This window comes from Brevibacillus choshinensis (assembly GCF_016811915.1).
Classification (GTDB): Bacteria; Bacillota; Bacilli; order Brevibacillales; family Brevibacillaceae; genus Brevibacillus; species Brevibacillus choshinensis_A.
Genome location: NZ_CP069127.1, coordinates 1,313,618 through 1,340,244 on the forward strand (window position 1 = coordinate 1,313,618; position 26,627 = coordinate 1,340,244).

Below are 26,627 nucleotides of genomic sequence, written 5' to 3' on the forward strand. Positions count from 1 at the left end.
CCTCCTTTACGAAATATAGCTACAGTCCATTTTTCGTTTGTTGAAAAACCTATTGTGTCATGATACCAAACTTTCAGTTGTTGTCTCTCGGAAAATCATGGAAAATGGCAACCCCATGAATTGGCTTATCCCCAACGATATTTGTCCGTTTCCTGTTTAAAATAGACCGAATAGTTTATTAAGAATACGTAAAAATTTCCAATGGTACCGCGGGGGGAATGGAATGGAACAGTATCTGATTACACCGTGGGATACTCGTACGGGCTCTGAACCGGCTCCACTGGATTGGGATTTGACGGTGCCGCCAGAAGTAGATGCGATAGCGGAGCAGGTCATCAAGCAATACGACATGACCGTTACTTCTCGTACACTGATTACTTCCAAGCCAGATAAAGGTGGAGCCATCTGGCGGATCGAGACAAATAAAGGGCCTCGGAGTCTCAAACTCCTGCATCGCAATCCAGAGCGCAGCTTGTTCAGCGTGGGATTGCAAGAGTACGTGGTTCGGCAGGGGGCGCGGGTGCCGGCTTTGATTCCGGCAATAGACGGCAAGCTTTTCGTAGAAATGGGCGGTAAGCTTTGGATCGTTACGGACTGGATCGATCTTACGCCTGCCACGAAGGTGGATTTGATAGGCGCACAAGAGTTGTGCTACGGACTCGGTGAATTCCACCGGCACACCAAGGGGTACGTGCCTCCGTCTGGGGCGAAAAACTCTTCTCGATTGTACCGATGGCCCCACTATTATCAAAAGATTGCTAAGAAAATCGGTTGGATGAGAGAGATAGCCAAGGCGTACCCCGATACGGTCGCTAGTCCTTCCATCCTCTCCGTCGTCAATCAGTACCAACAGCAGGCAGTGGAGGCATTGAATCGCTTACAGGCTTCTGCGTACCCCAGAATGGTCGGGATGGGTGAACCTCACTGGGGACTTGTCCACCAGGATTACGGATGGTCAAACGGGCAGAATGGTCCCGGCGGGCTGTGGGTAATCGATTTGGACGGCGTCTCGTACGACCTGCCGTTTCGGGATCTGCGCAAATTGATCACGAGCACGATGGACGATATGGGAGTCTGGGATTTGACATGGATGCGCGGCATGATCGATGCCTATCACCAAGCGAATCCTCTCGATGCCGAGTCCTACGAGGTCCTCCTGATCGATATGGCAGTCCCGAATGAATTTTACAAGCACTTGAAAGAAATGTTTTTCGACCCCCCTGTCTTCTTGAATACGGAAGCAGAGGCCATTCTGCAGCGAGTGGTCGCGACTGACCAATCAAAAGCGCAAGCCCTGGCAGAGCTGGCTGCCGACATGGGGAAATACAAGGCCAGCAATTACGAGCAGCTGGCCGCAGCAGTGGAAGCGCAGCGAGTTCCTTCCGAGAGCAGCAAGTGGGAGGAAACAAGCTGGGTCCTGCAACCGCAAAAAACAGCAGCATCCGAGGGATTGCCTGTATCGGAAGAAGAGCAGATCACCGAGATGGTCGGGGTCGAAATACTTCCGCAGCCAGCCGCAGAGGAGAGTGCCCCGGTCGTATATGCAGAGGAGAGTGCCCCGGTCGCATATGCAGAGGAGAGTACCCCGGTCGCATATGCAGAGGAGAGTACCCCGGTCGTATATGCAGAGGAGAGTGCTCCGGTCGTATATGCAGAGGAGAGTGCTCCGGTCGTATATGCAGAGGAGAGTGCCCCGGTCGTATATGCAGAGGAAAGTACCTCAGTCGTATATGCAGAGGAAAGCATGTCCCTTTTTGATTCTGGTGCATCAGAAGAAGCCAAAGCGGTAAAAGTGGAATTCGAATCTCCTCCAAAAGAGGCGAAGCCAGTTACAGAGAAAGCGTCTGTATCGAAAAAGAGCACGGAGAAGGTCAGAGTCAAAAAGAAGCAAACACAGTCAGCAGCAGATGAGCGTACTCCGGTTGTAGATGCAAGCAAGTCCAAGGTCGATGCCGGTGCATCCGATACAAAAGCAAGGACAGAGAAAACAGTAGCAAAATCCTCAGAAAAAGAAGCCAATACGGTAAAAGTGGAATTCAAGTCCCCTTCAAAAGAGGCGAAGCCAGTTTCGAGGGAATCGGCCGTATCGAAAGAAAAGAGCACGGAGAAGGTAAGAGTCCAAAAGAAGCAGACACAGTCAGCGGCAGATGAGCGTACTCCGGTTGTAGATGCGAGCAAGTCCAAGGTCGATTCTGGGGCATCCGATAAAAAAGCGAGGACAGAGAAAACAGTAGCAAAATCATCCGGAAAAGAAGCCAATACGGGAAAAGCGGAATTCGAATCCTCTCCAAAAGAGGCGAAGCCAGTTTCGAAGGAATCGTCCGTATCGAAAGAAAAGAGAACGGAGAAGGTAAGAGTCCAAAAGAAGAAGACGCAGTCAGCGGCAGATGAGCGTACTCCGGTTGTAGATGCAAGCAAGTCCAAGGTCGATTCTAGGGCTTCCGATACTAAAACCAGGAAAGAGAAAATAGAAGCAAAATCATCTGGAAAAGAAGACAAAGAGGTAAAAGTTGAATCCAACCGTCGTTCAAAAGAGGCGAAGCCCGTTTCGAGGGAATCGTCCGTATCGAAAGAAAAAAGCACGGAGAAGGTCAGAGTCAAAAAGAAACAGACTCAATCAGTGGCAGATGAGCGTACTTCAATTGTAGATGCAAGGAAGTCCAAGGCCGATTCTGGGGCATCCGATAAAAAGACAAGGAAAGAGAAGATAGAAGCAAAATCATCTGGCAAAGAATCAAATGCGGAAAAAGCTGAAAACAAAAAGCCTTCACAAGAAGCGAGGCTAGCTAAAGAAACTAGGCTAGCTAAAGAAGATAGGTCAACAAATGACAAATCTGCATCACGCAAAGCTAAATCCGTTTCAAAAGATCCCAAGTCCAATGAGAAGGGCAGAACAACTACTGGACGAACCAACCAAGAGGCAACCCACGCTATGGAAAATAGCTTGACAGGAACTCGCAGAACCCCTTCCCAAATTGTCATAGATATTGCCCCGTATCTTGCCAGACGAACCTCTGCGAATAGGAAGGCGGTACGAAAGAAAACAGCGAGTGTACGTTCCTCTTCCGCCAGTAAAAAAACGACGACTCTCGCACGAGTCAGACAGCAGGCACAAAAGAAAAGGAAGCTCACTTCTTCTAAAGTCACCTCTTTGCAGCAACGAAGAGCGAATCGGGCATCACAGGGGAACAAATCATCTGCTAAAAAAGCTGCTGCGAATGGAACGAAACGAACAGCAGTTGTCGGGAACCAAACGAGAAAAACGGCTTCGTCAAACATTAAGCATAGGTACACCAAGGTCGCTGCACCCAGTAAGAAAATGAACAAGCAGGCAGCGAATAAGCCGAGTGCGAAAAAAGGGGTAAAGTCGAGAGGCGTGCGATGAGCCGTACGAGGAAAGGAGAATTCGGATGAAGGTAGTCATGATCTGTACGGAAAAATTGCCCGTCCCTCCCGTCCGCGGCGGCGCCATCCAGACCTATATAGCGGGAATCGTCGATGTTTTGGGTCAACATCATGACCTGACTGTACTAGGAACGACCGACCCTTCCCTTGCGACAGATGAGAGAGTGCGCAACGTACGGTATGTGAGGGTTGAGGGGCAGGGTGTTTTTGAGACGTATGCAGAGCAAGTCGTCCAGTTTTTACGCACCCAATCCTACGATCTCATCCACGTGTTTAACAGGCCGAAATTGGTGCCACTCATAAAGGAAGTCTGCCCGAATGCAAGAATCGTCCTCAGCATGCACAATGATATGTTCGATCTTGCGAAGATCGATCCGCAAGATGCAGCCAAAACGGTCGCGATGACGGATCGGATCATCACCATCAGCGATTACGTAGGGCGAGTCATTCAGTCGCTCTATCCTGAATCTGCCGGCAAGCTCCGCACCATTTATTCGGGAGTCGATTTGCAAACGTTCGTGCCATGGGAAAACTCCCAATCAGCGCGCCAGATCAGGCAAGAGCTAAGGGCCATGCACAATCTAGGAAACAGACAGGTGATCTTGTTTGTAGGGAGACTGACTCCGAAAAAAGGGGCAGACATCTTGGTGAGGGCGATGAATGAACTGCATGCCCAGCATTCCAATATTGCGCTCGTCCTCGTGGGCGGTGCCTGGTACGGTGTCGATAAAATCAGTGACTATGTCGCCTATGTGAAGGCGCTTGCTGATCGGTCCCCCATCCCGGTCATCACCACAGGATATGTCAATGCCGAACAGATTCACCAATGGTTTTGGACGGGGGATATATTCGTGTGTCCTTCCCAATGGGAGGAGCCTTTGGCAAGGGTCCATTACGAAGCGATGGCGGCAGGACTGCCATTTGTGACGACCAAGCGGGGAGGCAATGCGGAGGTCATCATTGGAGGAAACGGTTTTCTGGTGGAAGAACCGGAGAATCCACGTGCCTTTGCTGACCAGCTGGGCAAACTGCTCACGAGCCGGGATCTGCAAAGGAAAATGGGAAGTGCGGGACGGACGTTGGCCGAAAATCGTTTCACCTGGAATCGGGTCGCCAGTGAAGTATTAGAGGTCTGGAACGGGATTAACGTTCAAGAGTAAATCAGCAAGGAGTCGAATGGTTAATGGGGTTGTCTGGCTGACTACAGCAAGACAATCTTTTTTATGAAGCGAAAAAGGACAAGCAGGGCGAGAATGAAAGGATTCCTCCCCCTCACATGTCGAAAATATTCTATCGATTTTTTTCAATCAGGAGGAAAGGAAATGTTCCTTGACAAGCAATGGAAATTATTATGTGTCTTCATTAAGCTGCAAGTTTAAATACTCTTGTACATTAGGCCCATTAGGATTAGCTAATACTGTTTGAATCCATGCTTCCCTCTCAAAGCACAGTACGCGAAGATCCCAAACACAAGCAATTAACCCTGTAGGTGTTACGTACGTAAACTCTTCCGGATTATCATGAGGTGCAACGTAAACTTGATGATGCAATTCATTTTCGTCAGACCACCAATCAATAAATATAAAGCTTGCACCGCGCCCATCATGAACCCCTATAAAGCCAACACCATAACGATTTTCAGTTATTGCAGGTTTGGGAAGACACTCACAAGCAAGTAATTTCGCTCTTTCAATTATGTTTGATCTAGGAAACTCACCTTGATAGGTTATTCCATATATTTTTAACGTCCAATCTGAATGATCCCAAAGTTCAAGAAATCGAATGGGTCTCTGTTTATAACTTTCTTCAATTTTAATCATGAATATCACCTCGTAATACGTCTTTTTTAGAATTAGAAGAACCCCTTTAGATTCCGTAGAATCACGATAATAGATAAAATGAAGCAAACCAATGCAGGAATGATCGTTACAACAGATTGGTTTGCCCGAAAAATATGGGCGTGAATAGCGCCTAACATGAGAATTACAAACAGTACCCCTGCCCCAGCAGCCAAATATCTATTCGAGGCACCCAAAATCATTGCTATACCTCCAATGAGTTCAAGAAATCCAATTACAGACATAAACCATAATGGATATTGGTAGTGCTGCCAATGCTCAACCTGGAATGGTATGCGCAAGAGTTTTATAACACCGCCTGTTAAAATAAAAACAGCTAGAATTACCTGTATGACAGTAGTTATCATTTAACCCCCACTCCTTTTAACTATCTTGTATAGTGGTATCTCCGTTTGCAAGCATCCCATACAACAAAAGATTGACTACTTGTAACGCTAGACTTTCTGGCCCCTTAATCCCAGGTAACAAAAGGGAAAGTGTTAGACGTTCCACAATTCCAACTATGCACTCCGCTACAGTTTCCATCGCCAATTCCGAACGAAAATGGCCCATTTGTTGTTCTGCTCGCAAATTATCTATAAGCAGAGAGGTTAGCTCTTCCTTGATTTGATCCGAATTTGGGGCTAGAAAAAGCCCGATACGAGTTATATTTGGAGTTGCAGCTAGAAAACGGAAAATCGTCTCCAGTGTCATCAACAACTGCTTTGGAACATCGTGTGCCTCTACAGTGGGGGTGAAGCGACTCGTTTGTACTAACTTTCGCAGGCGGGTACGAAACTCGTTTACTAACTCGTCAAAGATGGCTTCCTTGTTAGAAAAGTAGAGATAGAAAGCAGGTTGAGTCAATCCAGCCCGTGTAACAATAGTACTAACTTTTGTCTCATGAAACCCTCGGTTTGCGAATTCATCCGCCGCAATGGTAAGCAAACGCATTCGGCTTTCCTTACCTTTCAACCCTTTTACTAGTGTCATGTCCATATCATCTCCTGAAATACTCAAGAAAACAGTATTTGACGTTACTTAAAAATAACGTTACTTAAAAGTAATGTTTTTGGTAATGTCTCATAGTTGGTACTCCGTTGTCAATATGATTAATCAGAAGATTATTTACTTTTTTGATTTTATTTAATAGGTCATAACCATCAGCATCTTCCTTAATTTCACGCATCCCCCAACACCCCAGGCAATTCAAAAAAAGCCGGTTTCACCACGCTAAGGGTATACCAGCTATTTTTAAGTCTACTTCTGCGTAACGTTAAAATCCGCATTTGCGCCAACTATATCTATCTATATTCCGAGAGCTTCATGTAAACCTGCCCGATAATGACCTTGTGACAATTCGATGTGAAACAGACGAATTGAGCTACCAAAAGGGTTAACCATTCCATCGAGAAAGGCCGGCTGACTCAGGTGAGTCAAGCCGGCTGTCTTGTTGGCAGATATTCTTTTCCTGCTTTATATCTATCGTAATCTCCGGCATGGTCTCTTTTTTGTGTTCCCTGGTGCCCACAGGCGTTTCTTTGTTCTCTTTTCCGTTCTCATCAAAAGAAACCCCCCATTGTCCTCTCCCTCATACACATTGCCCAAATCATCCTTGACAATCAGATGGGCGCTTACATCCTGCAAACGCTCCAAGGTCGACAAGCGGATTTACGCATACGCCGGTATAGGTCATCTACGAATGATGGGGCTGATCCTGTGTCAAGGAACTGACGCTGGGAACAGCCCTTTTTCCTTCGTCATTTGCCGCGATTGAAATCGGCGAGGACTTGATCGATGGCGCGTCGGGATATTTGGGCCAGCACCGGGTTGGTGCTTTGATAGTAGGCAAATGCGATGAGTCCAAAGGAAAGTGCCCATCCGCTGCCTCGCACCCAGGTCGCCTCGTCGGGTGACAGCGCCACGCGAAATACATCCCGGCCCTCGGGGGAGAGGAGTGTCCACGCGACCATCAAGTCGCAAGCGGGATCACCTACGCCGAGCGTGCCGAAGTCAATGACCGCGCTGAGACGGCCTTGCGTGACCAGCAGGTTCCCTGGATGCAGATCTCCGTGGAGCCACACGCCTGACCGATGCCACTTTGGCGCATCGAGGGCTGCTTCCCAAGCTAGCTTTGCCGCATGGGTATCAATCGTGTCGCGCAGGGTCACGAGTGCTTCGCGAACAGCTGTGTCTCGCATGGCTAGTGGTACGCCCCGATGGGAATTGTGTGGTCCTGGAGGCGGGCCGTCAGCAGGATCAATCCGCTGCAGGACAGCTAAGAATTGGGCAAGTGCGGTCGCAGCCTGGCTAAGATCGTCGATGGCAGCTGTGGTGGCGTTCTCACCCTCGAGCCATCGATAGACAGACCAGTGCCAAGGGTAACCGTCGGCAGGCATTCCCATCGCGAGCGGGGAAGGGACGGAAAGCGGCAAAAGCGGGACAAGTCCCGGCAGCCATCGCTGCTCCTTTTCCACCTGTCCGATGGCCCACTCGACGCGGGGTAAGCGTACGGCCATATCCTCTCCCAGCCGATAGATGGCGTTGTCGGTCCCGGCCGATTCGACTGACTTCAAGGGAAGGTGACCCCATTGTGGAAATTGCTCGGCGATCAATCGTCTCACGAGCGCTTCATCGATCTTGAACTCATTTGCTTGCGTCATTTTGTATCCCATCCTCTCCGGTTTTCATTGCGGAAGTGCCTGGCTCATCGCTTGTGGGAAGCTAGCTGATTCTTTAGATGGCAAGCTAACTGTATTTTCAGCATATCCTCGTGGTGATCCAAGCGAAGGCCAAGCCGTTCTTCGATGCGTTTCAGGCGTTGATAGAGTGTATTGATATGGATATGAAGCTTCTTGGCCGTTTCCATAGCCGACTGATTACTCGTGACATACAGCATAAGCGTTGTCTCCAGATCGCTGTTTGGAGCATGGTCAGAACGCAGGGGAAGAAATACTTCTTCCGTAAACCTTTCAATGTCCTGCGAGGACTGATTCAGAAAAAAACGGTTAATCCCAATCTCTTCGAAGCGCATGAGACCCGACTGGTTTCGATTGATCAAAAAGGAGAGGGTCTTTTGGGCCTCCTCATAGCTTTTTGCAATCTCCTCTGCATTCGGATAGGGAGTCCCGATTCCACCGTACAGCAAATGCTTGTCGGTATTCAGCCATTCGCGGACGATTGCCTCCAGCTGAGAGAGGATGAGCTTCACTTCCGCTGCATCGTTTACGGAAAACAATAGAGTGATTTTGTTATGAAATCCAAACGTCAGCTTGTTGATAGAAGATAGTCGTTGATTGACTTTGGCTAGCAGCCGCTGGACCCTTGCCTCTACCTCGTAAGGTTCAAAAGAGCCGGGAATCTCGCATAATGCCACGAATGTATAGGTGTTCACTTTAAAATTAAAGGGGAGTCCCTTGGAAAGCAACGCTTCGTAATCCTGCTTTTCTAGAAGCTGGGTGAAAAAGGTATGCGCCTTTTTATGATAGAGCTCTGTCATCGAGATGTTTTTGACCATTTCCAAAGCAAGGACAGACCCGCTTTGCTCAATCGTGACAACATCCATTTGATTCAACGGGTGAGAAAGGGTGACAATCATACATCCGAGCAGTACCTTCCCAATGAAGATCGGATAAAGATAGTATTCCTGGCTGGAAATCGTGGCAGTAACGGCCGATTTTTGCGTGACGGGAAAATAAGCGGCAATCCTATCAAACGAAAGGGACGGAGAGGGACGCCTGCCGGGGAAGTTCTCGGTATCGAGAAAATCCACATAGACCACATGGCGGCCCAGCATGCGATTGATCTCGGAGATCATCTTGTGAATTCCTTTGTTTGTAAGCGAAAGCTGGGTCAACGTTTCGTGAACGCTGATTCTTTTTTGAAATAATTGATTCTTTCTGTTCAATTCTTTACTTAACTGTCTGGATTCTTCGAGATGCATGTGGGCTTCCTTGTAAAGCTTCGCATTATGAAACGCAATCGCAACCTGAGAGGAGAACCCTTGCAGCAGCTTCAGGTCTCTTTCCGTGAAGCCTCTCTTTTTGATGAATTGGAGAATGGCCAGCGTTCCTATGCATTCTTCGCCTAGCCATACAGGCACGATGATCATGCCTTTTGCATAAGGGCCTTTTTTTACGAATTCGACGTTTTCATCTGAGAGATTGGTTTGTTCGGATAAGATTTCCTCCGTTGAGTTATGCAAACGCGGAATCTTGTCGATGAAGACTTTGCCTGAAACATTTTCGCCTAATCGTGTTTTGTACTGTAAATATCCATCGGGAAGTCCGACAACCGTAAGCGGCGTCAATTGCTGGCTTTTTGCGTCGAACTGACGAAACACACCTGCATCTCCTGCGGGAATAACGGTGAGAGCGATCTGGATGATCTTGCTAAGCAGATCATTTACATCGAGGGTAGCGGTGAGCATTTGCAGACTGTCTATCATTTTCTCCAAATCATTCTTGAGCGGCTTGTGAATTTCCTCGTAGTAGAGGCCTCTGCAAATCAGGGAAAGCTGCTCCCAATCTTTGGCTGGCAGCGAAGACGCGTCACCAGTAGAAAAGCAAATGGTGATGCCATAATCCTTGTCCAGCTCGACCGAAAAGAAGGCCTTATCGGATTCCTGCAAAAACGAATACGGTATATGAGGAGAGTGTCCGGGCGGAAGAGGACGCTCTTTTTTCTTTTGTTCGCTGGAGAAAGACAGCTCCAAGGAATCAGGATGACCGATCCAAATCTGGTACGGAGTGTCGGGGAGTTTTTCAGATAGAAAGGCTTGAATCGGGATCAGGTTTTGCATACGTTCCATTCCTTTCATGTGTAAAAACCTACAAGATGAACCGGAGTTTTTGTTACGAAACCACATAGTGTTATTTCTATATTAATTTATGATTTGAATGGTGTAAAACGAATGGTGAATATTCTGAATGCATTCATCGTTTGTCAAACGATCAAAGATGGGATGTGAAGTAGATGAGGCTTGGTGGAATCGGTCAGAAAAAGTACGTCATCCTTTTGCTGCTGTTCTTGGCTCAGATTTTGAATTTCATCGATAAGACGGCAATCAATTTTGCCATTATTCCGATCTCAAAAGAATTAAACCTGCCTTCGGACCAGGTAGGGCTGGTACTCAGCAGTTTCTTTCTCAGCTACGCGATCATGCAGCTGGTGGGAGGGTATTTGGCTGACAGATTCGGGATCAAGAAGGTCTTGAGCGGTGCGGTTTTTCTTTGGTCTGCCGCAACGGTTCTGACAGGTACGGCTCGCTCCTATTTCTCTTTGGTTGGCTCGCGCTTTTTGGTGGGAGTTGGGGAAGGCGCCTTTCCCGCAAGCACGCAGGTGGCCATTGTCGACAATTTTCAAAAGGAAGTGAGAGCGCGTGCCAAGTCGGTCGTATCGGCAGGGGCTTCGGTTGGATTTATGTTTGGCTCCATTGTTGTGACGCTGCTGATCACCATGTTCGACTGGCGTTTGATGTTTATTATTTTGGGAGTGATCGGAGTCGGCCTCGCTGTCGTGCTCTGGTTTTTGCTCAAGCCTGAAGACAAAAAGGCTGGCATTCAAAAAGCAGAGCACAAGTCGATTGATAAAGCGGCTATCAATAAGCTGTTGAAGAATCCTTTGATTTGGAAGCTCATGCTGGCAGCGATGTTTACCAATATCGTGTTTTGGGGGCTTCAGAGCTGGCTGCCGTCGTACTGGGTAAAGGTCAAACACATGGATATGGTATCGATGGGGCTGTATTCATCCGTGCCTTACATTCTGGGATTTGTCTCATTCCTTGCCAGCGGCTGGGTGTTGGACAAGTTTCTCGCAGGCTATGAAAAGTATATGTTCATTGGCGGAGCTTTTTTCTCGGCGCTGTTTATCTACCTGATGTTCAATACGGAGTCGATTGCGGTCGCTTTTGCTTACTTGTCATTGTCTAACGTGTTTCTGAATGCCATGAACATCACTGTCTTCGTTTTACCCTTGAAAAAAATAGCGGAGGAGTCGGTCGGCACAGCCACCGGGATTATCAACACAGGGGGACAGATTGGCTCCGTTCTTACGCCGACCATTGTCGGCTACCTGATCACCGCCTTTCATCAAAATTACAACGCCGCTTTCATGTTCCTGGTCGCGTCCGCCCTCGTGGTCATGGTGGTCGGGATGACGATCCGATCCGGAAATGCGGAGTCGAATTCCGTCTCCGCCCTCGAGTAGGGGATGCTTCATAGGAAAATTCAACGTTCACGAAACGAAAAGGAGAGAAGCAAGCATGAATGATCACCAATTTGTATCCGAATGGATCGAGCAAAAGGGACAGAAGTTTATCGATATCAGTGATCGCATATGGGAATATAGCGAAACCAAGTATGAAGAAGTGCGCTCTGCCGAGATTTTGAGCAGCGCGCTGGAAGCAGAAGGCTTTCACGTAGAACGAAATGCCGGCGGGATTGCAACGGCCATGGTGGGGAGGTATGGGGAAGGAAAGCCTGTCATTGCCTTCTTGGGCGAATACGACGCCTTGTCTGGGCTCAGCCAAAAGGCAGGCCTGGCTGTGAAGGATCCCATCGTCAACGGTGGCAATGGACATGGGTGTGGGCACAATTTGCTTGGCTCGGGCTCGCTCGCAGCTGCCGCGGCTGTTCGACATTACATGGAGCAGACCGGTTTGAAGGGAACGGTACGGTATTACGGCTGCCCTGCCGAGGAAGGTGGGGGAGGAAAGGCTCACATGGTACGGGCTGGGTTGTTCGATGATGTAGACATTGCTTTTACGTGGCATCCATGGGATGAAAATCTCGCCTACAACAACCGAATGCTCGCTACCTGCCAGATGTATTTCAAATTCACCGGAGTGAGCAGCCATGCCTCTTTTAGTCCTCATATGGGTCGCAGCGCGCTCGATGCTGTCGAGTTGATGAATGTGGGAGCCAATTTCCTCAGGGAACACATGATTCCAGAGGCTCGGCTGCACTATGCGATCACGAATGCGGGAGGATTGTCACCCAACGTCGTTCAGGCAGAGGCGGAAGTGCTGTACAAGATTCGTGCCCCGCGATCCCAACAGGTAAGCGAACTGCTCGAACGGGTCTGCGACATCGCCCGGGGAGCAGCGCTGATGACGCAGACAAAACTGGAGATGCAATTCGACGCCGCGTCTGCTGACCTGATTCCGAATATTACGCTGGGTGCCATCATGCACAAAAATTTCGAGAAAATAGGTGGAGAATCGTATACGGAAGAGGAAGTGGCGTTTGCAAAGTCGATTCAGGATACCTTTTCTGAAGAAGAAAGAAGAGTGGTCAAGAAGCAAAACGGAAAAGTCTTATCGACCGCAGTGAATGCCTTTTCCGAAGAACCAGGGTTCATACCGGCCTCAACGGATGTAGGAGATGTCAGCTGGGTCGTTCCTACAGGACAAATTTACGCCACGACATGTGCGTTTGGAACTCCGTTTCATAGCTGGCAATTAGTGAGCCAGGGGAAATCGTCCATCGCTCACAAAGGGATGCTGCTGGCAGGGAAGGTGATGGCTGCCTCAGCGTTGGAAGTCATGAAAAATCCGGAATGGATTGAAAAAGCGAAGGCAGAGCATCAGGAGCAGTTGGACGGGGAGGCATATCAGTCGCTGATACCAGTCGGGACGAAGCCTGCTCCTCTGAAACGGTCATAATCTTGTAGAAAGGCTGCTGGTTTCCTGCCAGCAGTCTTTTCGTATTGTACGGGCAAATGAACGATCGATAATGTTGACACCGTCCACTAAATAAACTAGATTTATTGTTGACAGTGTCCACTAAAAAGGAGGAAAACCATGGATCTGGATGAGAATATCATCGCAGATATACGGCAGTTTAATCGCTTTTACACGAACCTATTGGGTGTGTTGGACAAGCATGTATTGGAAACCGGATATTCTTTGACAGAAGCGCGGGTTGTCCTGGAGATCGGCTTCATGGAGCCGTGTATCGCCAATCAGCTGGTTGAACGATTGGAAATGGATCGGAGCTACATGAGCAGGATCATTTCCAAGCTTCACAAAGATGGTCTGCTCGTGAAGGAAAGCTCGGCGCTGGATAACCGGACGAGCCTGATTCGCCTGACACCGAAGGGAGCAGCGCTGTTTTCGCAGCTGAATGAACGATCAGATCAACAAATCGTACGGCTGCTGCAAGGTCTGTCCCAAAAGGAAATCAAGGAAATACATGAATCGATGGTGTTTATTCAAAAGAAGCTTAAGCAGACTGGAGAGAATGCAGGATGATTCGATTTGAAAATGATTATACAGAGGGCGCACATAAACGGATTCTGGAGCGTCTGTGGGAAACCAATGAGGAGCAGACACCCGGATACGGGACGGACGAGCATTGTGAAAAGGCAAGAGCTTACATTCGAAAAGCTTGTGACGCGGAGAATGCGGATGTCCACTTTCTAGTGGGAGGAACGCAGACGAACACGACGGTGATCGCTTCCGTTTTGCGCCCACACCAAGGCGTCGTAGCTGCTATCTCGGGTCATATCGCGGTACACGAGACGGGAGCGATTGAAGCTGTCGGCCATAAAGTCCTGACATTGCCGAGTGAAGACGGAAAAATTCAGGCGGAGCAAGTAAAAGAGCTGTACGATGCCCACTGGAATGACGTCACGCATGAGCACATGGTGCAGCCAGGAATGGTGTACATTTCCCATCCTACGGAAAATGGAACGACCTATACGAGAGCCGAATTGGAAGCGTTAAGCAAGGTTTGCAGGGAATGTGGCTTGCCGTTGTTTTTGGATGGCGCCCGACTCGGTTACGGCTTGGTCTCCGAGGAAAACGATCTGACCTTGGCTGATGTGGCAAGGCTCTGCGATGCTTTCTATATCGGGGGAACGAAAGTGGGGGCGCTGTTTGGGGAAGCCGTCGTCATTATGAACGATGCCCTGAAAAAAGATTTCCGGTATATGATCAAGCAAAAGGGCGGAATGCTGGCCAAAGGAAGACTCTTGGGCATTCAGTTTGAAACCTTGTTCGAAGACGGGCTGTACTTTGACATTTCCCGCCATGCTGTTGATTTGGCGATGATGATCCGAGCGGCATTCGCCGAAAAGGGATTTTCCTTCCGTTACGATTCTACGACCAATCAGCAGTTCCCGATTTTGCCTGACGAAGTATGCAAGGAGCTGGGCAAAAAATACTCGTTTTCTTTCTGGGAAAAAGCGGCGGAAGGACACAATGTCGTGCGGTTTTGCACCAGCTGGGCCACGAAAAAAGAAAATGTGGAAACACTGATCGAGGATATACGGGCGTTGTAGAAAAGCGCCTCTGGAATAGAGCAAACGGAGCAAAAGCCCCAATGATGCAGGTGGGGCTTTTTTTCATGCACTTGAATCAGGACATCAGAACGAATATTGGAGGAAATCCCAAAATATAGGATTTGAGTGTGGTAAAATCACGTTATCATCCTTGGTGAGGCATTTTCGAAACGATTAGAAATGAATGGGGAATGAAAATGAACAGACACATTTCATTGATTCACGCAACGAATATGGCTTCCGTAGATTATGCTTACGCGAGCTTGGTGCCAGCTGGTATGGACATGATCTTTTTGGCTGGAGCATGCCCGCTGAATCAAGACAGACAAGTGCCTTACCCCGGTGATTATGCCCTTCAGGCAGAGCTTTGCGTAGAGAATTTGAAAGAGGCATTGAAGGCAAGCGGAGCCACATTGAAAGACGTCGCATACACAAGAGTGCTCGTAGCTTCCCAGAATCGGGATGACTTGGTGAGCGCATGGAGAGTCATTCGGACGCAATTTGGCGAGCATGATGTCCCAAGCACTCTGACCGGGGTTACCGTATTAGGCTATCCAGACCAATTGGTGGAGATTGAGGCGGTCGCCGCTGTAGCCCCCGCCAGAACATCGCGATGAAGGATGCGCATCCGATTAAAATTGGAGGAGGAGGGCCAAATAATCCCCGCATGGCTACAAGCATCTCCTGACCAACGGGATGACGGAGCACTACACCAATGAGGAGTGTCTGTGGGCGATCGATATGCTGTCTAATCTTGCCCGCTATACATTCACCCGGAAGCGGTTTTTTGAGCCGATCCAATTCGTGTCAGGCAATGGCACTTCTATCCATATCGGCGTAGACTCAGCCAATACTGCTCTGCTCGTCGTACATGATACCGAGGCAGAGGGAATCGACACGGTGCATGGCTCGATGCTTACGAAAACATCTCAATGAAGCGCTTTGCAGCCTTGGACAGGTGGCGGCCGGTTTGCCAGACGACAGCGGCGGAAGAGGAGATGGCCGTACCCGCGATCTCAATTCCATGGATTTGCTCGCTCCGATGGGTTTCCCATGCTGAGCGGGGAACGATCGAAGCCCCGACCTTGGCACCGACCATGCTGACGATCAGGGAGATGTCGGGGCACTCGCAGATGACGTTCGGCTCGACCCCCAGTGTGGAAAATTCCTTGACGATCAGGTCGTAAATGCCGAGGCCAGGGATGCTGGGAATGATGAGCGGAATCTCGGCGATGTCACGCATGTGAATTTCCCGCAGACCAGAATGTGGAGAGCCGGCAGGTACTATCAGCACGAACGACTCCTCCTCCAGCGGGATGGTGGAGCAATTCGTCAGGGAATGCGGCAAGCGCACGATCGCGACCTCGATGGTTCGGCGCTCCAGCCATTGGCTGAGGAGCTGGGTGTCGCCCTTCCAGACTTTATAGGTGATCAAGGGATATTGTTGTTGAAACAGGCGAATTTGCTCGGGCAGGAAGTAAGCGGATAATGCGCTGACGCCGATGGACAGGCTCCCCCGAATTCCTTCGCCTGTTTCTTTTACTTCCGAGAGGGCCTCATCCATTTGATGCACGATGTTGAGTGCTTGCCGATACAAGGTGAGTCCGGCCTCGGTGAGCTCCATGCGCTTTCCGGATCGCTCCATCAGAGTGACCCCGAGCTCATCCTCCATCTGCTTCAGCTGCTGGCTCAGCGGGGGCTGCGCCATTTTCAAGCGCTTGGCCGCTCCCGTGATTTGCCCTTCTTCTGCGATGGCGATAAAGTAACGTAGCTGGCGGATATCCACGAATGGCCCTCCTTTCTATGGTTGTCATTTGCATATGATTTCGATATGAAAGATAGATTTTCTGGATATTTTTCATATTGATGCTGCTATGATAGCATAATTCTCATGACTTCACATGGAAAACACAAAACAGAAAGAAGGGAAACATTGTGCGTACGTGGATAGATAAAATTTTTCACCTGCGCGCTTGCGACACGACGATCAGACGGGAACTTTTGGCTGGCTTTATCAGCTTTGTCACCATTGTCTACATTGTTGCCGTAAACGCTTCAATCTTGCAGGACGCGGGCATTCCGATGGAGGCAGGCATCCTCGCGACGGTGCTGACGGCTTTCGTCGGAGCACTGCTGATGGCTTTCTGGGCGAATGCTCCGATCATCCTCGTTCCGGGGATGGGGATCAACGCGCTCTTTACGTATACGCTGTGCCACACGATGGGGCTTTCTTGGCAGGAGGCACTGGCTGCGGTTTTTGTTTCAGGGCTCATCTTTGCGGTGATCGCCTTTACTCGGGCTGCGACCATCCTGTCCAATGCCATTCCGACTTCGCTGAAAGAAGCCATCACCGTGGGGATTGGGCTTTTCCTTACGTTTATCGGCTTGCAAAAAGGCGGACTGATCGTCACGAATCCATCCACATTTGTGGCTTTGGGTGAGCTGTCCAGTCCGCACGTCATCGTCACGCTGGCGACATTGATCATTACCCTGATCTTGTTTGTCCGCAATGTTCCAGGCAACTTCCTCATCGGGATCGCTGCAGGTACGGGGCTAGGCTTTTTGCTCGGGATCGTCACGCCTGGCAGCGGCGGCGGATTTTCATTTGCAGAGTACGGGCATGTGTTTGCCGGGTTCTCGTTTGGAGGAATCTGGACGCTGCCTTTCTGGATGGCGACTTTTTCACTCGCCATGGTCATTGTCTTTGAAAACATCGGCTTGATTCACGGGCATACGGCAATGGCGGGACAACCGCAGAAATTCCGTCGCTCGCTGCAAGCCAATGCACTGTCTGCCGCTCTGTCCGGCATGCTGGGTACCAGCCCGACGGTTTCGACAGTGGAGAGTGCAGCGGGAATTGCTGCAGGAGGGAAAACCGGGCTGACTTCCCTCGTGACCGGAACACTGCTGCTTGGCTCGTTGGGTCTGATTCCTTTCGTCAAAATGATTCCGGATGGGGCAATCGCTCCGGTGCTGATCATTATCGGCGCGCTGATGCTGCAAAACGTGCAGAACATCAATCTGAAAGACTTCTCAGAGGGCTTCCCGGCCTTTCTGATCATCGCGATTATCCCGTTAGCCTACAGCATCGTGGACGGTATCGCGTTTGGCTTTGTCGCCTACCCGCTGCTCAAGCTGGTGCTGGGCAAAAGAAGAGAAGTGCCTGCGCTTTTGTATGTGATTGCCGGATTGTTTTTATTGAATCTGGTCCTGCCAGTGATTGCTGCGTAAGTGTGGATGAAAAAATACCCTGACCATTGTGGTTGGGGTATTTTGTATTTCATGATAAAATGAACAGGTGGAAGAATATGGATGATTTTGAATCGGAAAGCAGGAGGGATCCAGATGTCTACCGTTGGAGTTCCAGGAATGCTGTTTATTGCGATCCTGTTTTTAATTGCCATCGTCATAGCCGTAGTGGTTCAGTCCCTGTCGAGAAAGCGGTAGATGAGCTCTTGCAATCACCCGCTTTAGATTATGTCCCATGAGAGGAGTCTCCCCATGAACATCTACGAATTGACCGTTCAAATCCGAGTCACCGATATGGAAAAAGGTCAAGCCTGGTACCAGTCCTTGTTGAAAAGAGAGCCTGACTTCGTGCCGCATGAGGGCTTTGCCGAATGGGAGCTGATCCCGCGGAGCTGGCTGCAAGTAGCGGAAGGAGAGCCAGCTAAAGGCTGCGGGCCGCTGCGACTCGGTGTTGAGAATCTGGAGGCGGAGCGGGAACGACTGATGAATGAGCTTCACGTCTAATGGTTTGATATCCATCAGCGGGAAGAGGTACCAGTCAAATGGGCGACCTTTGAAGACCCGTGGGGCAATCGCATCGGCTTTTTTGAGTATTTGGATGAAGGCGAAAAGGCTGAGAAAGTGGCTCTCAGCTTGCAAGTAGAAGATAGATAGTTGGGAAAAGGGAAGTTATCCGGTGGGGGATATTACCTGGGAATTTCCCCCGCCTGAAAAATATGGGAGTGGTTGAATCTCCTTCAGGCAGGCCGAGTATGCAAAAACAACCGTGCGTCGTTCTATTCTATTTCTCGCTTACAAAAAATGTAGTCATGCTCCATCGTTCAGGTAGGTGAATATCCTGTCAAAAAGGAAAAAGGAGCTTGGCGATGAACGGTTATTGGTTTGGACCTTACGCATATGCTTCATACGAACCCTATACGCAGCAAGGCATGTACGGTCAGCATGAAGAAGGTATGCAAACGGTCCTCCGATTGATTCAGGAGGCTATCGCAGACGAGCGGCATGACGAACTGTTTTACGACTATCTGCTGAGCGTGGCTCCGACGGAACAGGAAAAGGATGTCATTACTGGCATTCGCAATGACGAACGAAAGCACCGCAGCTTATTCCGCCAAATGTACACGCAGCTTACCGGCCAGCGTCCTCCGTTGACTGATGAGGGGGAAGCCTTTCAAAAGCCGGCCAGCTACCTGGACGGCATCGAAAAAGCGTTGATGGGGGAGCTTAAGGCTTTCGAAAAATACCGCGTCATTTACAAGTACATTCCGGCACGGTACCGCGATACTGTTTTCGAGATCATGACAGATGAGATGAAGCATGCGAGCTATTACAACTGGCTGTACGCGAAAAATAAGTGATGGCTGCTGATAAAGCACGTAACGGTTCACGTCGTTGCGGGCTTTTTGGCTTTATGGGTGAAAGACAAGGATTGCCAAGGCATATGAAAAAAAGTACAATGTGGAAATGCCCAAAAAAGGGCCGCGGTTCGTAAACTCCCGCGTTATCAAAACTAGGAGGCAATGATTGATGTTTAATGTGATGTTGGGAGTGGGATTTGCCCTGGTCAACTTCGGGCTGTTTCTGCTCTGCTACCGCCTGTTCGGGAGGATGGGTTTGTACGCGTGGCTTGGCATGGCCACGGTGCTGGCCAATATTCAAGTGGTCAAAACAATCGAGATGTTCGGATTGGTCATGACGCTCGGCAATACGATTTATGCGTCCATCTATCTGACGAGTGATCTGCTGAATGAAAAATATGGGGAGAAGGCAGCCAAAAAAGCAGTCTGGTTCGGATTTTTCACCTTGATCGCCACGACGATTATCATGCAGCTGGTCCTGTTGTTTGAACCGCAGGAATCAGACATTTCCCAAGGGGCGTTGGAGACGCTCTTCGGTCTGATGCCACGGCTCGCACTGGGCAGCTTGTGCGCGTATTTGCTCAGTCAGTTTGTCGACGTGAAAATCTACACGTGGCTGAAGAAGAAGTGCCCAGGCAAAAACCAGCTGTGGATCCGAAACAACGGCAGCACCTTGTTCAGTCAGCTGCTGGATTCCATTACGTTTTGCTCGATTGCGTTTTTGGGTGTGTATCCGATGGAGGTCTGGTGGGAAATTCTGCTGACCACGTATTTGATCAAATTCATTGTTTCCGCCGCATCGACGCCTGTTTTGTATATAGCAAGAAGCATGAAGGTGCCAGAGGAGTAAGTCGGTTCCCTTTCCCTTCTAAAAAAAGAGACATGCTGTGTCTATGAAATGGACGAGCATGTCTTTTTTCTGTTTTTGTTTACCTGGAATCGGGTGCAAACTCTCGTCCATCCAACAGATAGAAGGCTTTCATGCTTGGAGCGTTCGTTGTGAAATGGCGCATCCCGCTGCGCGGAGAACAGAAAAAAGCTGCATGAGAAAGCCCCATCCGAAAAAGGGTGGCGGCTTTTTTATTTGGAACCAAAAAAGGTACCGAATCCGGGCAAAACGACGGTCTCGGAGACAAGGGAGTATTGAGTCAGGCAGATGCACTCGCGAATGTATCCTCTCTCATTCCATTAAAAAAGACGGAAAGGAGCCATGATGTCTCCATCCGTCTAATCTGTTTGCAGGCAACCGCTCTTTTGCCAGTCGCTGCGAGCTTGCACGATTTATCCGAGGCGTGCCATCCCCATGGCTTTTTCCACGCGGAGGAGCACTTTGTTTGCTGTTTCGCTCGCCTTTTCGGCACCTTTTGTGAGGATATCGTCCAGCTCGGAAGTCTGGATCAGCTGGTTGTAGCGCTCCTGGATCGGTCGCAGCGTTTCGACCACGACCTCCGCCAGATCGCCTTTGAAAGCACCGTAGCCTTTTCCTTCGTACATCGCCCCGATCTCATCCAGCGACTTGCCGGAGCAGAGGGAGTAGATGGTCATCAGATTGGAGACCGCTGGTTTTTCGGCTTTGTCGTAACGTACTGCGCTGTCGGAATCGGTCTGCGCGCGCTTGATCTTTTTGGTGATCGTATCGGGGTCATCCAGCATGGAGATGAATCCGCCAACATTGGAATCGGATTTACTCATTTTCTTTGTGCCATCCTGCAGGGACATGATGCGTGCCCCTGTTTCCGGCAAGCGAATTTCCGGAATCTTAAAGACTTCGCTGTAGCGGCTGTTGAAACGATTCGCCAGGTCGCGGGTCAGCTCCAGATGCTGCTTTTGGTCTTCCCCTACCGGCACGAAGTCGGTGTCGTACAGCAGGATGTCAGCTGCCATCAGTGGAGGATAAGCGAGAAGTCCGCCCGGGATGGATTCTCCGCGTCCGTCGGATTTGTCCTTGAATTGGGTCATGCGCTCCAGCTCGCCGAGATAGGAGGTGCAAAGCATGATCCAGCCCAGCTTGGCGTGAGCCGGCACTTCGGATTGGATGAACAGAGTCACCTTTTCCGGATCGAGGCCGACTGCCAGGTATAGCGCAGCCAGGCGGCGGATGTTTTCGCGCAGCACGGCAGGGTCTTGAGGAACCGTGATCGCATGCTGGTCGACGATGCAGTAGAAACAGTTGAATTCATCCTGCAGCGGAACGAAATGCTTCATGGCGCCCAGGTAGTTGCCCAAGGTCAAAATGCCGCTGGGCTGGATGCCGGAGAAAATGGTTTTCATGGGTATTGCTCCTTTCTGGTTTTCGATGGTCGTTTGGAATCAAAGCTTTGACAAATACAAAAAGGTCCATCCGCCCTGGACAGGGACGAATGAACCGTGGTGCCACCCTTGTTATTTCACGCACGCCGAAAGACACGCGCAAAATCTCTTAATCCGTACCAATGATACGGTGTCCGATGATAACGTACGGACGTTACGCCAGAGCCTACTGTCGCTCGAACAAAGCGGGTTCGGTCTGGAGCTCGGAAGCCCATTCAACATCCACGCGACACTGATTCGCACCAACCATCAGCTCTCTGAAGTCTCATCAAATGCCTACTCTTCTTCCTCATTGCCATCAAATGTTACCCTTTGAGCAATCATTTTACCGAGTGCTTTTGAAAAAAGCAAGAGCCACTTGACGGTTGATCCAATAAATGTAAAACTAACTTTGAAGTTATATAACTCGTGAGTTAGTTTTGGGGTGAGGGGAATGACTCGAAAGAAGTCTGGAAAAGGGGAAATGAGCCGCTCACGCCTGATGCAGGCAGCGGCATCCGAATTTGCTGCCAACGGCTACCATCGCACGAAGGTCAGCGACATCGTTCGTCGGGCAGGATTGACGCAGGCAGCATTCTATTTGTATTTCCCCAGCAAGGAAATGCTCCACCAGGAGCTGATGGACGTATTTTTCAAGAAGCTCTGGGAGCTCTCCGATGCGGGACGCAAGGTGACGCCGCTGAAAGGCTGGGAGGTGCGAGGCAGGATGCGGGAAAATCTGCTGGACCTGTTCCGTTTTTTTGCGGAAATGCCAGAGCTGACGGCGATCGTGTTGACCCAAGCGCCGGAGGGAGAAGATCTGCACCGCAAGCTGGCCCAGATCGTAGCTGCCAATCTGAGGAGCAATCAGGAGGCAGGGCACGTGCGGGCGGATTTGGCTGTGGAGGTCACGGCTGAATCAATCGTTGCGATGCTGTACCGGCTGACTCTCCGCTTTTTGCTGACAGGAGAAAAAACGGCGGAGCAGCTCGCGGATGAAGCGGTCGCGCTGCTCGCATTTGGCATGCTTCAGGCGTGACATTTCTGAGGGAGGCGAAACAGGATGCTCGAGGTAACAAGCTGGATCTGGCTGCTGCTGGTCGTGTTTGTCTTGCATGATCTGGAAGAATTGATCGTCGTGGAGTCTTGGCTGCAGAAAAACAAGGGAGTCGTCATGAAGAAAGCTCCCCGCTGGTTCAAAGGGATGATCGAGCCATCCCTTACCATGACTACTGCGCAATTTGCCGTAGCAGTGACGTGCATCTTCTGTGTGCTCGCACTGGCTGTGCTGCTCACCATCTGCACGTGGGAGCAAAGGACGTTTCTCCCGTTTTTCCTCGTCTGTCTGCACGTTCTTTTTCTGCACACCTTTACCCATATCGGTCAGAGTCTCCTGCTTCGCAGCTACACGCCTGGCGTGGTGACAGCAGTCGCTCTGGCACTGCCCTACAGCCTGTACACATACAGTTGCCTGTTTGCTGAGGATGTCATCTCGTGGCAGCTGGTAGGCAGCACTCTGCCGTACGTCTTGTTGATCGTACCGCTTCTGTACGGAGCCCATCGGTTGGGGCAGTTTGTCAGCAACCGCTGAAAAGGTAAAGCGTCATTCGTTTCCTCGCCATCTCAAATTTGCTATCGTATAGAGAATCACCTTGACGAAAGAAGGGCGCGCATTGAAGCTGCGACTGGGTATCTTGGGCGCGGATGATTCCATGGAGATCATCGAGTCCGTCACACAAGAATTCGAGGAATTGGAATGCTTGAAAATTGTCTACTGGAACGAAGAAGACATTTTTGATTTGATAGAGCCTCATATTCACGACGCAGACCTATGGCTGTTTTCCGGCAAGGTGCCGTACACCATGGTGAAGGAATGGGGAAAGATCAGCGTCCCGATGGCCTATGTGCCGCATATGGGGGCGAGTCTGTACCGGACGCTGCTTCATCTGTCCCATCAATGCGAGATCAAGGTCCGTGAACTCAGCTTCGATACCTTTTCCGCAAGAGAGCTGATTCTTTTTCTGAAGGAAGCGGGAATCGACGAGGGGTACACGTGGCTTTTGCACTATGACGGCGCGATCACGGCTGGGGAGCTGGCTGATTATCACGAAAAGCTGTGGAGAGAAGGGAAGACCAAGGCAGCCGTCACATGCTTGCGGACGGCGGATATGGAGCTTCGCGCTCGCGGGGTCCCGGTGCATCGCGTGCTGCCGACGAGAGCAGGGGTGCTCTCAGTCATTCACATGCTGCTGCGCACTCACGAGATGCTCCATTTCAAAGATACGCAAATCGCCGTGCAAATCATGGAGATCGATCCGCTGCGGGAGCTCGCGGGAGGAACGTTCGCTACAGACGAGTGGCAGAATGCCGAAATCAAGACGATGGAGAAGCTCTTGCGCTACACCAAGCATTTGCAAGGCTCGCTAAAAACGGCCGGACCCGGCAGATATGCGATCTTTACCACACGGGGCATCATGCAAAACGTGACGAGCGATTACAGAGCCATGCCTGATCTGGACGAAGCATTCGGAATTCATGCGGAATGGGTCACCTGCGGAATCGGGATCGGCAAAACGGCCTACGAAGCGGAAATCCACGCGGGAACAGCTTTGCTTCACGCCAAGGAGAGAGGGCCAGGCCATTGGATGGTCTTCTTTGATGACAAAAGCATCGCAGGGCCGTTGGGCAGCCAGGAGCAGATCTCGTACAGCAGCGCATCTTCGGATCGGCTGCAAACGCTCAGTCAGCAAACATCCCTGAGCGTGCTTACCCTGTCCAAGCTCGATTCCATTTTGAAGAAACGCAGATCGCAGGAAATCAACGCCCATGAGCTGGCACAGTACATGCAAATCCTGCCGCGCAGCGCAAGACGCATCCTGATGGAGCTCGAATCCAACGGGCTGGCGCAGGTGGTCGGCGAGGAAAGCCCGAATCCGCGGGGGCGCCCGCGCAAGGTGTACCGAATCATCCTGTAAATCGAACCGTTGTGCTTCTCCCCTCGTTACCTTGTGTGAAAAGGCGAACTCAAGGAGGAACACATGAAAAAAAACGTAACCATTGCAGCCATCCTTTCGATCTTACTATTTGCCACCATGGCAAACGGATATGCCCAATCCGCGCTGACGGATGAGACGAGCAATCCGAAAAAGGAAGAGGTGATTTACGTCTATGGCCCAGGAGGTCCGTTGGGGCCGATCAAGGAGCTGGCAGATCGTTTTTCCAAAGCGAACAAGCTGAAAGTGGAAGTGACGTCCGGCCCAGAAGCAAACTGGGTCGAGAAAGCCAAGAAGGATGCTGACGTCGTTTTCGGCGGGTCGGAATATATGCTGCAGGAGATGGTGCACAAATACCCCGGGCTGATTGACGAAAAAACGCGAACCAGCTTGTATCCGCGAGCTGCGGGCATTCTCGTCCGCAAAGGCAATCCGAAGAAAATCGAAGGATTGCAGGACCTCGGCAAGCCCGGCATCAAAATCATTGACGTGAACGGGGCGGGACAGCTCGGCTTGTGGGAAGACCTCGCGGGTCGTTTGGACATCATTTTGGAACTACAACAGAACATTGCCCTGTCTGTCAGAAGCAGCGCCGATGCAATCGCTCTTTGGAAAAGCAATCCGGAGCTGGATGCTTGGATAACCTATGAGTCTTGGCACTACCGCTTGACGGATGAAACAGACCTGATCCGTTTGCCGGAAACAGACAAGCTCTACCGGGGAACACCGATCGCCGTCGCGCAGACATCGGATAACAAGAAAACAGCCCAACAGTTCATCGCGTATTTGAAAACGGAAGAAGCGCATCAGGTTTTTCAAAAATGGGGTTGGAAATAGGAAGAATACGCCTTGGCCAATAACTGGCCGGGCGTTTTTCCTTTTCAAAATAGACAGACTACTATACAATTAAAGGACATAACCGTAAATCAACCGTTAATGGTTGACTTAGCATAGAGGAGGTGGGGAACCATGATCAACGCGGACCGTTTGTGGGACCGATTGATGCAGCTAAGCGCTATCGGTGCACAGGAAGTCGGTGGGGTGACGAGACTTTCCTTTTCCCCGGAAGAGCGCGCAGCCAAGGATCTGGTGACAGGCTTTATGAAAGAAGCGGGACTCACGGTGAGAGAAGACGAGGTAGGGAACTTGATCGGACGAAAAGAAGGGAAAAATCCGCAAGCACCGGTCGTGCTAGTCGGCTCCCATCTGGATTCGGTTCCGAGTGGAGGCAACTTCGATGGACCGTTGGGAGTCCTCGCAGGTGTGGAAGCACTGCAAACCATGAATGAACAAGGCGTCGAGACGGAGCATCCGATCGAGGTCATCGCGTTCACGGACGAAGAGGGTACCCGTTTTGGCTATGGGATGATAGGCAGCCGCGGCATCGCCGGCTTGCTGCAGCGAGATGAGCTCGATTGCAGAGATGAGGCGGGAGTATCCATAGCAGAAGCGATGGCGAACAGCGGCCTCGATCCGGAGCATATCGGCAAAGCTGCGAGAGAGCCAGGCAGCGTCAAAGCCTACGTCGAGCTGCATATCGAGCAAGGGAAAGTCCTGGAGAGCCGCGACTTGTCTGTAGGTGTCGTGAGTGGTGTGGCAGGTCCCCTTTGGCTGAAATTCGTTTTGGAGGGGGAAGCAGGCCATGCTGGCGCGACCCCGATGACGATGCGCCGCGATCCTCTGGCAGCCGCAGCAGAAGTCATGCTGGTGATTGAACGGGAAGCGATGCGTCAGGAAATCAGTGTCGGAACAGTCGGAAAGCTGCAAGTTTTCCCGGGCGGCGTGAATATCATACCGGGCCGGGTGGAATTTACGCTCGATCTCAGGGACGTCGATGTAGCCGTTCGCGATCTCGTGGAGCAAGCCATCATGAGCCAGGCAAAAGATATCTGCGAGAAACGCGGTGTCAAGCTGCATGTCGAGCTCTTGCAGCGAATCAATCCGGCGGTATGCTCGGAGGACATTCGTGCCGCGTTCAACGAGGCATGTGCAGCGGAAGGCCTGGAGACGATCACGCTCCCCAGCGGCGCCGGTCATGATTGCATGCAGTTGACTGGGCTTTGCCCGGTAGGAATGATTTTTGCTCGTTCAAAAGACGGCATCAGCCACAATCCCGCAGAGTTCACCAGTAAAGAAGATTGCAAAGACGGGGCAAATGTTCTGTATCGTACCGTCGCATCCTTGGCGAGCGGCAGATAGAGAGACAATAGGAG

21 protein-coding genes, 3 pseudogenes and 1 other annotated feature are annotated in these 26,627 nt (G+C 50.5%); of the genes and pseudogenes, 17 read left to right on the forward strand and 7 right to left on the reverse strand.

Features of this window, described 5'->3' with window-relative positions; all coding sequences use genetic code 11:
• Positions 1 to 223: 223 nt before the first annotated feature.
• Together JNE38_RS31125 and JNE38_RS07005 are read left to right on the forward strand one after the other, a co-directional pair.
• Positions 224 to 1,384, forward strand: a pseudogene (locus JNE38_RS31125) (CotS family spore coat protein); the annotation flags it as partial.
• A gap of 2,026 nt (positions 1,385 to 3,410) precedes the next feature.
• Positions 3,411 to 4,565: a glycosyltransferase family 4 protein gene (locus JNE38_RS07005; RefSeq protein WP_203355885.1), complete on the forward strand. Its 1,155-nt coding sequence runs from the start codon at positions 3,411 to 3,413 to the stop codon at positions 4,563 to 4,565.
• A 189-nt stretch (positions 4,566 to 4,754) separates the two neighbouring features.
• On the opposite strand, the gene JNE38_RS30555 is transcribed toward JNE38_RS07005, so the two are convergent.
• From JNE38_RS30555 to JNE38_RS07030, 5 genes are all read right to left on the reverse strand, one after another.
• Entirely contained in the window at positions 4,755 to 5,225 is a 471-nt protein-coding gene (locus tag JNE38_RS30555) for an isochorismatase (protein WP_238933580.1), read from the reverse strand.
• Positions 5,226 to 5,257: 32 nt separating this feature from the next.
• On the reverse strand, positions 5,258 to 5,611 hold the full coding sequence (locus JNE38_RS07015) for a DoxX family protein (RefSeq protein WP_203355886.1): 354 nt from the start codon (positions 5,609 to 5,611) through the stop codon (positions 5,258 to 5,260).
• Positions 5,612 to 5,627: 16 nt separating this feature from the next.
• Positions 5,628 to 6,236 (reverse strand): TetR/AcrR family transcriptional regulator, encoded by a 609-nt coding sequence (locus tag JNE38_RS07020; RefSeq protein ID WP_203355887.1) that lies wholly within the window; start codon positions 6,234 to 6,236, stop codon positions 5,628 to 5,630.
• A 767-nt stretch (positions 6,237 to 7,003) separates the two neighbouring features.
• A complete protein-coding gene (locus JNE38_RS07025) occupies positions 7,004 to 7,906 on the reverse strand; it encodes an aminoglycoside phosphotransferase family protein (RefSeq protein ID WP_238933581.1) in 903 nt (300 codons plus the stop codon).
• Between the two features lie 44 nt (positions 7,907 to 7,950).
• On the reverse strand, positions 7,951 to 10,044 hold the full coding sequence (locus JNE38_RS07030; RefSeq protein ID WP_203355889.1) for a helix-turn-helix domain-containing protein: 2,094 nt from the start codon (positions 10,042 to 10,044) through the stop codon (positions 7,951 to 7,953).
• Between the two features lie 173 nt (positions 10,045 to 10,217).
• Between JNE38_RS07030 and JNE38_RS07035 the strand changes: the two genes are divergently transcribed.
• From JNE38_RS07035 to JNE38_RS07060, 6 genes and pseudogenes are all read left to right on the forward strand, one after another.
• Positions 10,218 to 11,450 carry an MFS transporter gene (locus tag JNE38_RS07035; protein ID WP_203355890.1) on the forward strand — a complete coding sequence of 411 codons (1,233 nt, stop codon included), beginning with the start codon at positions 10,218 to 10,220 and terminating at the stop codon, positions 11,448 to 11,450.
• Positions 11,451 to 11,505: 55 nt separating this feature from the next.
• Entirely contained in the window at positions 11,506 to 12,906 is a 1,401-nt protein-coding gene (locus tag JNE38_RS07040; RefSeq protein WP_203355891.1) for an amidohydrolase, read from the forward strand.
• A 138-nt stretch (positions 12,907 to 13,044) separates the two neighbouring features.
• Positions 13,045 to 13,504, forward strand: a pseudogene (locus JNE38_RS07045) (MarR family winged helix-turn-helix transcriptional regulator).
• Positions 13,491 to 14,525 carry a threonine aldolase family protein gene (locus tag JNE38_RS07050; RefSeq protein WP_203355892.1) on the forward strand — a complete coding sequence of 345 codons (1,035 nt, stop codon included), beginning with the start codon at positions 13,491 to 13,493 and terminating at the stop codon, positions 14,523 to 14,525. Before JNE38_RS07045 ends, JNE38_RS07050 begins: the two are co-directional and overlap by 14 nt.
• Before the next feature lie 197 nt (positions 14,526 to 14,722).
• Entirely contained in the window at positions 14,723 to 15,142 is a 420-nt protein-coding gene (locus JNE38_RS07055) for a RidA family protein (protein WP_203355893.1), read from the forward strand.
• A gap of 79 nt (positions 15,143 to 15,221) precedes the next feature.
• Positions 15,222 to 15,461 carry a suppressor of fused domain protein gene (locus JNE38_RS07060; RefSeq protein WP_238933582.1) on the forward strand — a complete coding sequence of 80 codons (240 nt, stop codon included), beginning with the start codon at positions 15,222 to 15,224 and terminating at the stop codon, positions 15,459 to 15,461.
• On the opposite strand, the gene JNE38_RS07065 is transcribed toward JNE38_RS07060, so the two are convergent.
• Complete coding sequence (locus JNE38_RS07065; protein WP_203355894.1) at positions 15,442 to 16,311, reverse strand: LysR family transcriptional regulator; 870 nt, start codon at positions 16,309 to 16,311, stop codon at positions 15,442 to 15,444. The genes JNE38_RS07060 and JNE38_RS07065 overlap by 20 nt on opposite strands.
• Positions 16,312 to 16,460: 149 nt before the next feature.
• Here JNE38_RS07065 and JNE38_RS07070 point away from each other — a divergent pair, with 149 nt between their 5' ends.
• The 4 genes and pseudogenes from JNE38_RS07070 to JNE38_RS07085 all read left to right on the forward strand — a co-directional run bounded on the left by JNE38_RS07070 (position 16,461) and on the right by JNE38_RS07085 (position 19,982).
• Positions 16,461 to 17,756: an NCS2 family permease gene (locus JNE38_RS07070; protein ID WP_203355895.1), complete on the forward strand. Its 1,296-nt coding sequence runs from the start codon at positions 16,461 to 16,463 to the stop codon at positions 17,754 to 17,756.
• Between the two features lie 270 nt (positions 17,757 to 18,026).
• Positions 18,027 to 18,428: pseudogene (locus JNE38_RS07075) on the forward strand (VOC family protein).
• A gap of 212 nt (positions 18,429 to 18,640) precedes the next feature.
• Complete coding sequence (locus JNE38_RS07080) at positions 18,641 to 19,132, forward strand: ferritin family protein (protein ID WP_203355896.1); 492 nt, start codon at positions 18,641 to 18,643, stop codon at positions 19,130 to 19,132.
• 169 nt (positions 19,133 to 19,301) lie between these two features.
• Entirely contained in the window at positions 19,302 to 19,982 is a 681-nt protein-coding gene (locus JNE38_RS07085) for a queuosine precursor transporter (RefSeq protein WP_203355897.1), read from the forward strand.
• 431 nt (positions 19,983 to 20,413) lie between these two features.
• On the opposite strand, the gene trpS is transcribed toward JNE38_RS07085, so the two are convergent.
• Complete coding sequence (gene trpS / locus JNE38_RS07090) at positions 20,414 to 21,403, reverse strand: tryptophan--tRNA ligase (protein WP_203355898.1); 990 nt, start codon at positions 21,401 to 21,403, stop codon at positions 20,414 to 20,416.
• A gap of 78 nt (positions 21,404 to 21,481) precedes the next feature.
• Positions 21,482 to 21,744, reverse strand: a binding site (T-box leader).
• Between the two features lie 131 nt (positions 21,745 to 21,875).
• On the opposite strand from trpS, the gene JNE38_RS07095 reads away from it, so the two are divergent.
• The 5 genes from JNE38_RS07095 to JNE38_RS07115 all read left to right on the forward strand — a co-directional run bounded on the left by JNE38_RS07095 (position 21,876) and on the right by JNE38_RS07115 (position 26,613).
• Entirely contained in the window at positions 21,876 to 22,460 is a 585-nt protein-coding gene (locus tag JNE38_RS07095; RefSeq protein WP_203355899.1) for a TetR/AcrR family transcriptional regulator, read from the forward strand.
• Between the two features lie 24 nt (positions 22,461 to 22,484).
• Positions 22,485 to 23,012: an HXXEE domain-containing protein gene (locus tag JNE38_RS07100; RefSeq protein WP_203355900.1), complete on the forward strand. Its 528-nt coding sequence runs from the start codon at positions 22,485 to 22,487 to the stop codon at positions 23,010 to 23,012.
• Positions 23,013 to 23,094: 82 nt separating this feature from the next.
• On the forward strand, positions 23,095 to 24,396 hold the full coding sequence (locus JNE38_RS07105; RefSeq protein WP_203355901.1) for a helix-turn-helix domain-containing protein: 1,302 nt from the start codon (positions 23,095 to 23,097) through the stop codon (positions 24,394 to 24,396).
• A gap of 63 nt (positions 24,397 to 24,459) precedes the next feature.
• Complete coding sequence (locus JNE38_RS07110) at positions 24,460 to 25,251, forward strand: extracellular solute-binding protein (protein WP_203355902.1); 792 nt, start codon at positions 24,460 to 24,462, stop codon at positions 25,249 to 25,251.
• Between the two features lie 132 nt (positions 25,252 to 25,383).
• Positions 25,384 to 26,613: a Zn-dependent hydrolase gene (locus JNE38_RS07115; protein WP_203355903.1), complete on the forward strand. Its 1,230-nt coding sequence runs from the start codon at positions 25,384 to 25,386 to the stop codon at positions 26,611 to 26,613.
• Positions 26,614 to 26,627 lie beyond the last annotated feature (14 nt).

Coding starts and splice junctions, on each gene's coding strand:
- JNE38_RS07005 (WP_203355885.1), top strand. CDS start 3,411: ATGAAGGTAGTCATGATCTGTACGGAAAAATTGCCCGTCCCTCCCGTC.
- JNE38_RS30555 (WP_238933580.1), bottom strand. CDS start 5,225: ATGATTAAAATTGAAGAAAGTTATAAACAGAGACCCATTCGATTTCTT.
- JNE38_RS07015 (WP_203355886.1), bottom strand. CDS start 5,611: ATGATAACTACTGTCATACAGGTAATTCTAGCTGTTTTTATTTTAACA.
- JNE38_RS07020 (WP_203355887.1), bottom strand. CDS start 6,236: ATGACACTAGTAAAAGGGTTGAAAGGTAAGGAAAGCCGAATGCGTTTG.
- JNE38_RS07025 (WP_238933581.1), bottom strand. CDS start 7,906: ATGACGCAAGCAAATGAGTTCAAGATCGATGAAGCGCTCGTGAGACGA.
- JNE38_RS07030 (WP_203355889.1), bottom strand. CDS start 10,044: ATGCAAAACCTGATCCCGATTCAAGCCTTTCTATCTGAAAAACTCCCC.
- JNE38_RS07035 (WP_203355890.1), top strand. CDS start 10,218: ATGAGGCTTGGTGGAATCGGTCAGAAAAAGTACGTCATCCTTTTGCTG.
- JNE38_RS07040 (WP_203355891.1), top strand. CDS start 11,506: ATGAATGATCACCAATTTGTATCCGAATGGATCGAGCAAAAGGGACAG.
- JNE38_RS07050 (WP_203355892.1), top strand. CDS start 13,491: ATGATTCGATTTGAAAATGATTATACAGAGGGCGCACATAAACGGATT.
- JNE38_RS07055 (WP_203355893.1), top strand. CDS start 14,723: ATGAACAGACACATTTCATTGATTCACGCAACGAATATGGCTTCCGTA.
- JNE38_RS07060 (WP_238933582.1), top strand. CDS start 15,222: ATGACGGAGCACTACACCAATGAGGAGTGTCTGTGGGCGATCGATATG.
- JNE38_RS07080 (WP_203355896.1), top strand. CDS start 18,641: ATGAACGGTTATTGGTTTGGACCTTACGCATATGCTTCATACGAACCC.
- JNE38_RS07085 (WP_203355897.1), top strand. CDS start 19,302: ATGTTTAATGTGATGTTGGGAGTGGGATTTGCCCTGGTCAACTTCGGG.
- trpS (WP_203355898.1), bottom strand. CDS start 21,403: ATGAAAACCATTTTCTCCGGCATCCAGCCCAGCGGCATTTTGACCTTG.
- JNE38_RS07095 (WP_203355899.1), top strand. CDS start 21,876: ATGACTCGAAAGAAGTCTGGAAAAGGGGAAATGAGCCGCTCACGCCTG.
- JNE38_RS07100 (WP_203355900.1), top strand. CDS start 22,485: ATGCTCGAGGTAACAAGCTGGATCTGGCTGCTGCTGGTCGTGTTTGTC.
- JNE38_RS07110 (WP_203355902.1), top strand. CDS start 24,460: ATGAAAAAAAACGTAACCATTGCAGCCATCCTTTCGATCTTACTATTT.
- JNE38_RS07115 (WP_203355903.1), top strand. CDS start 25,384: ATGATCAACGCGGACCGTTTGTGGGACCGATTGATGCAGCTAAGCGCT.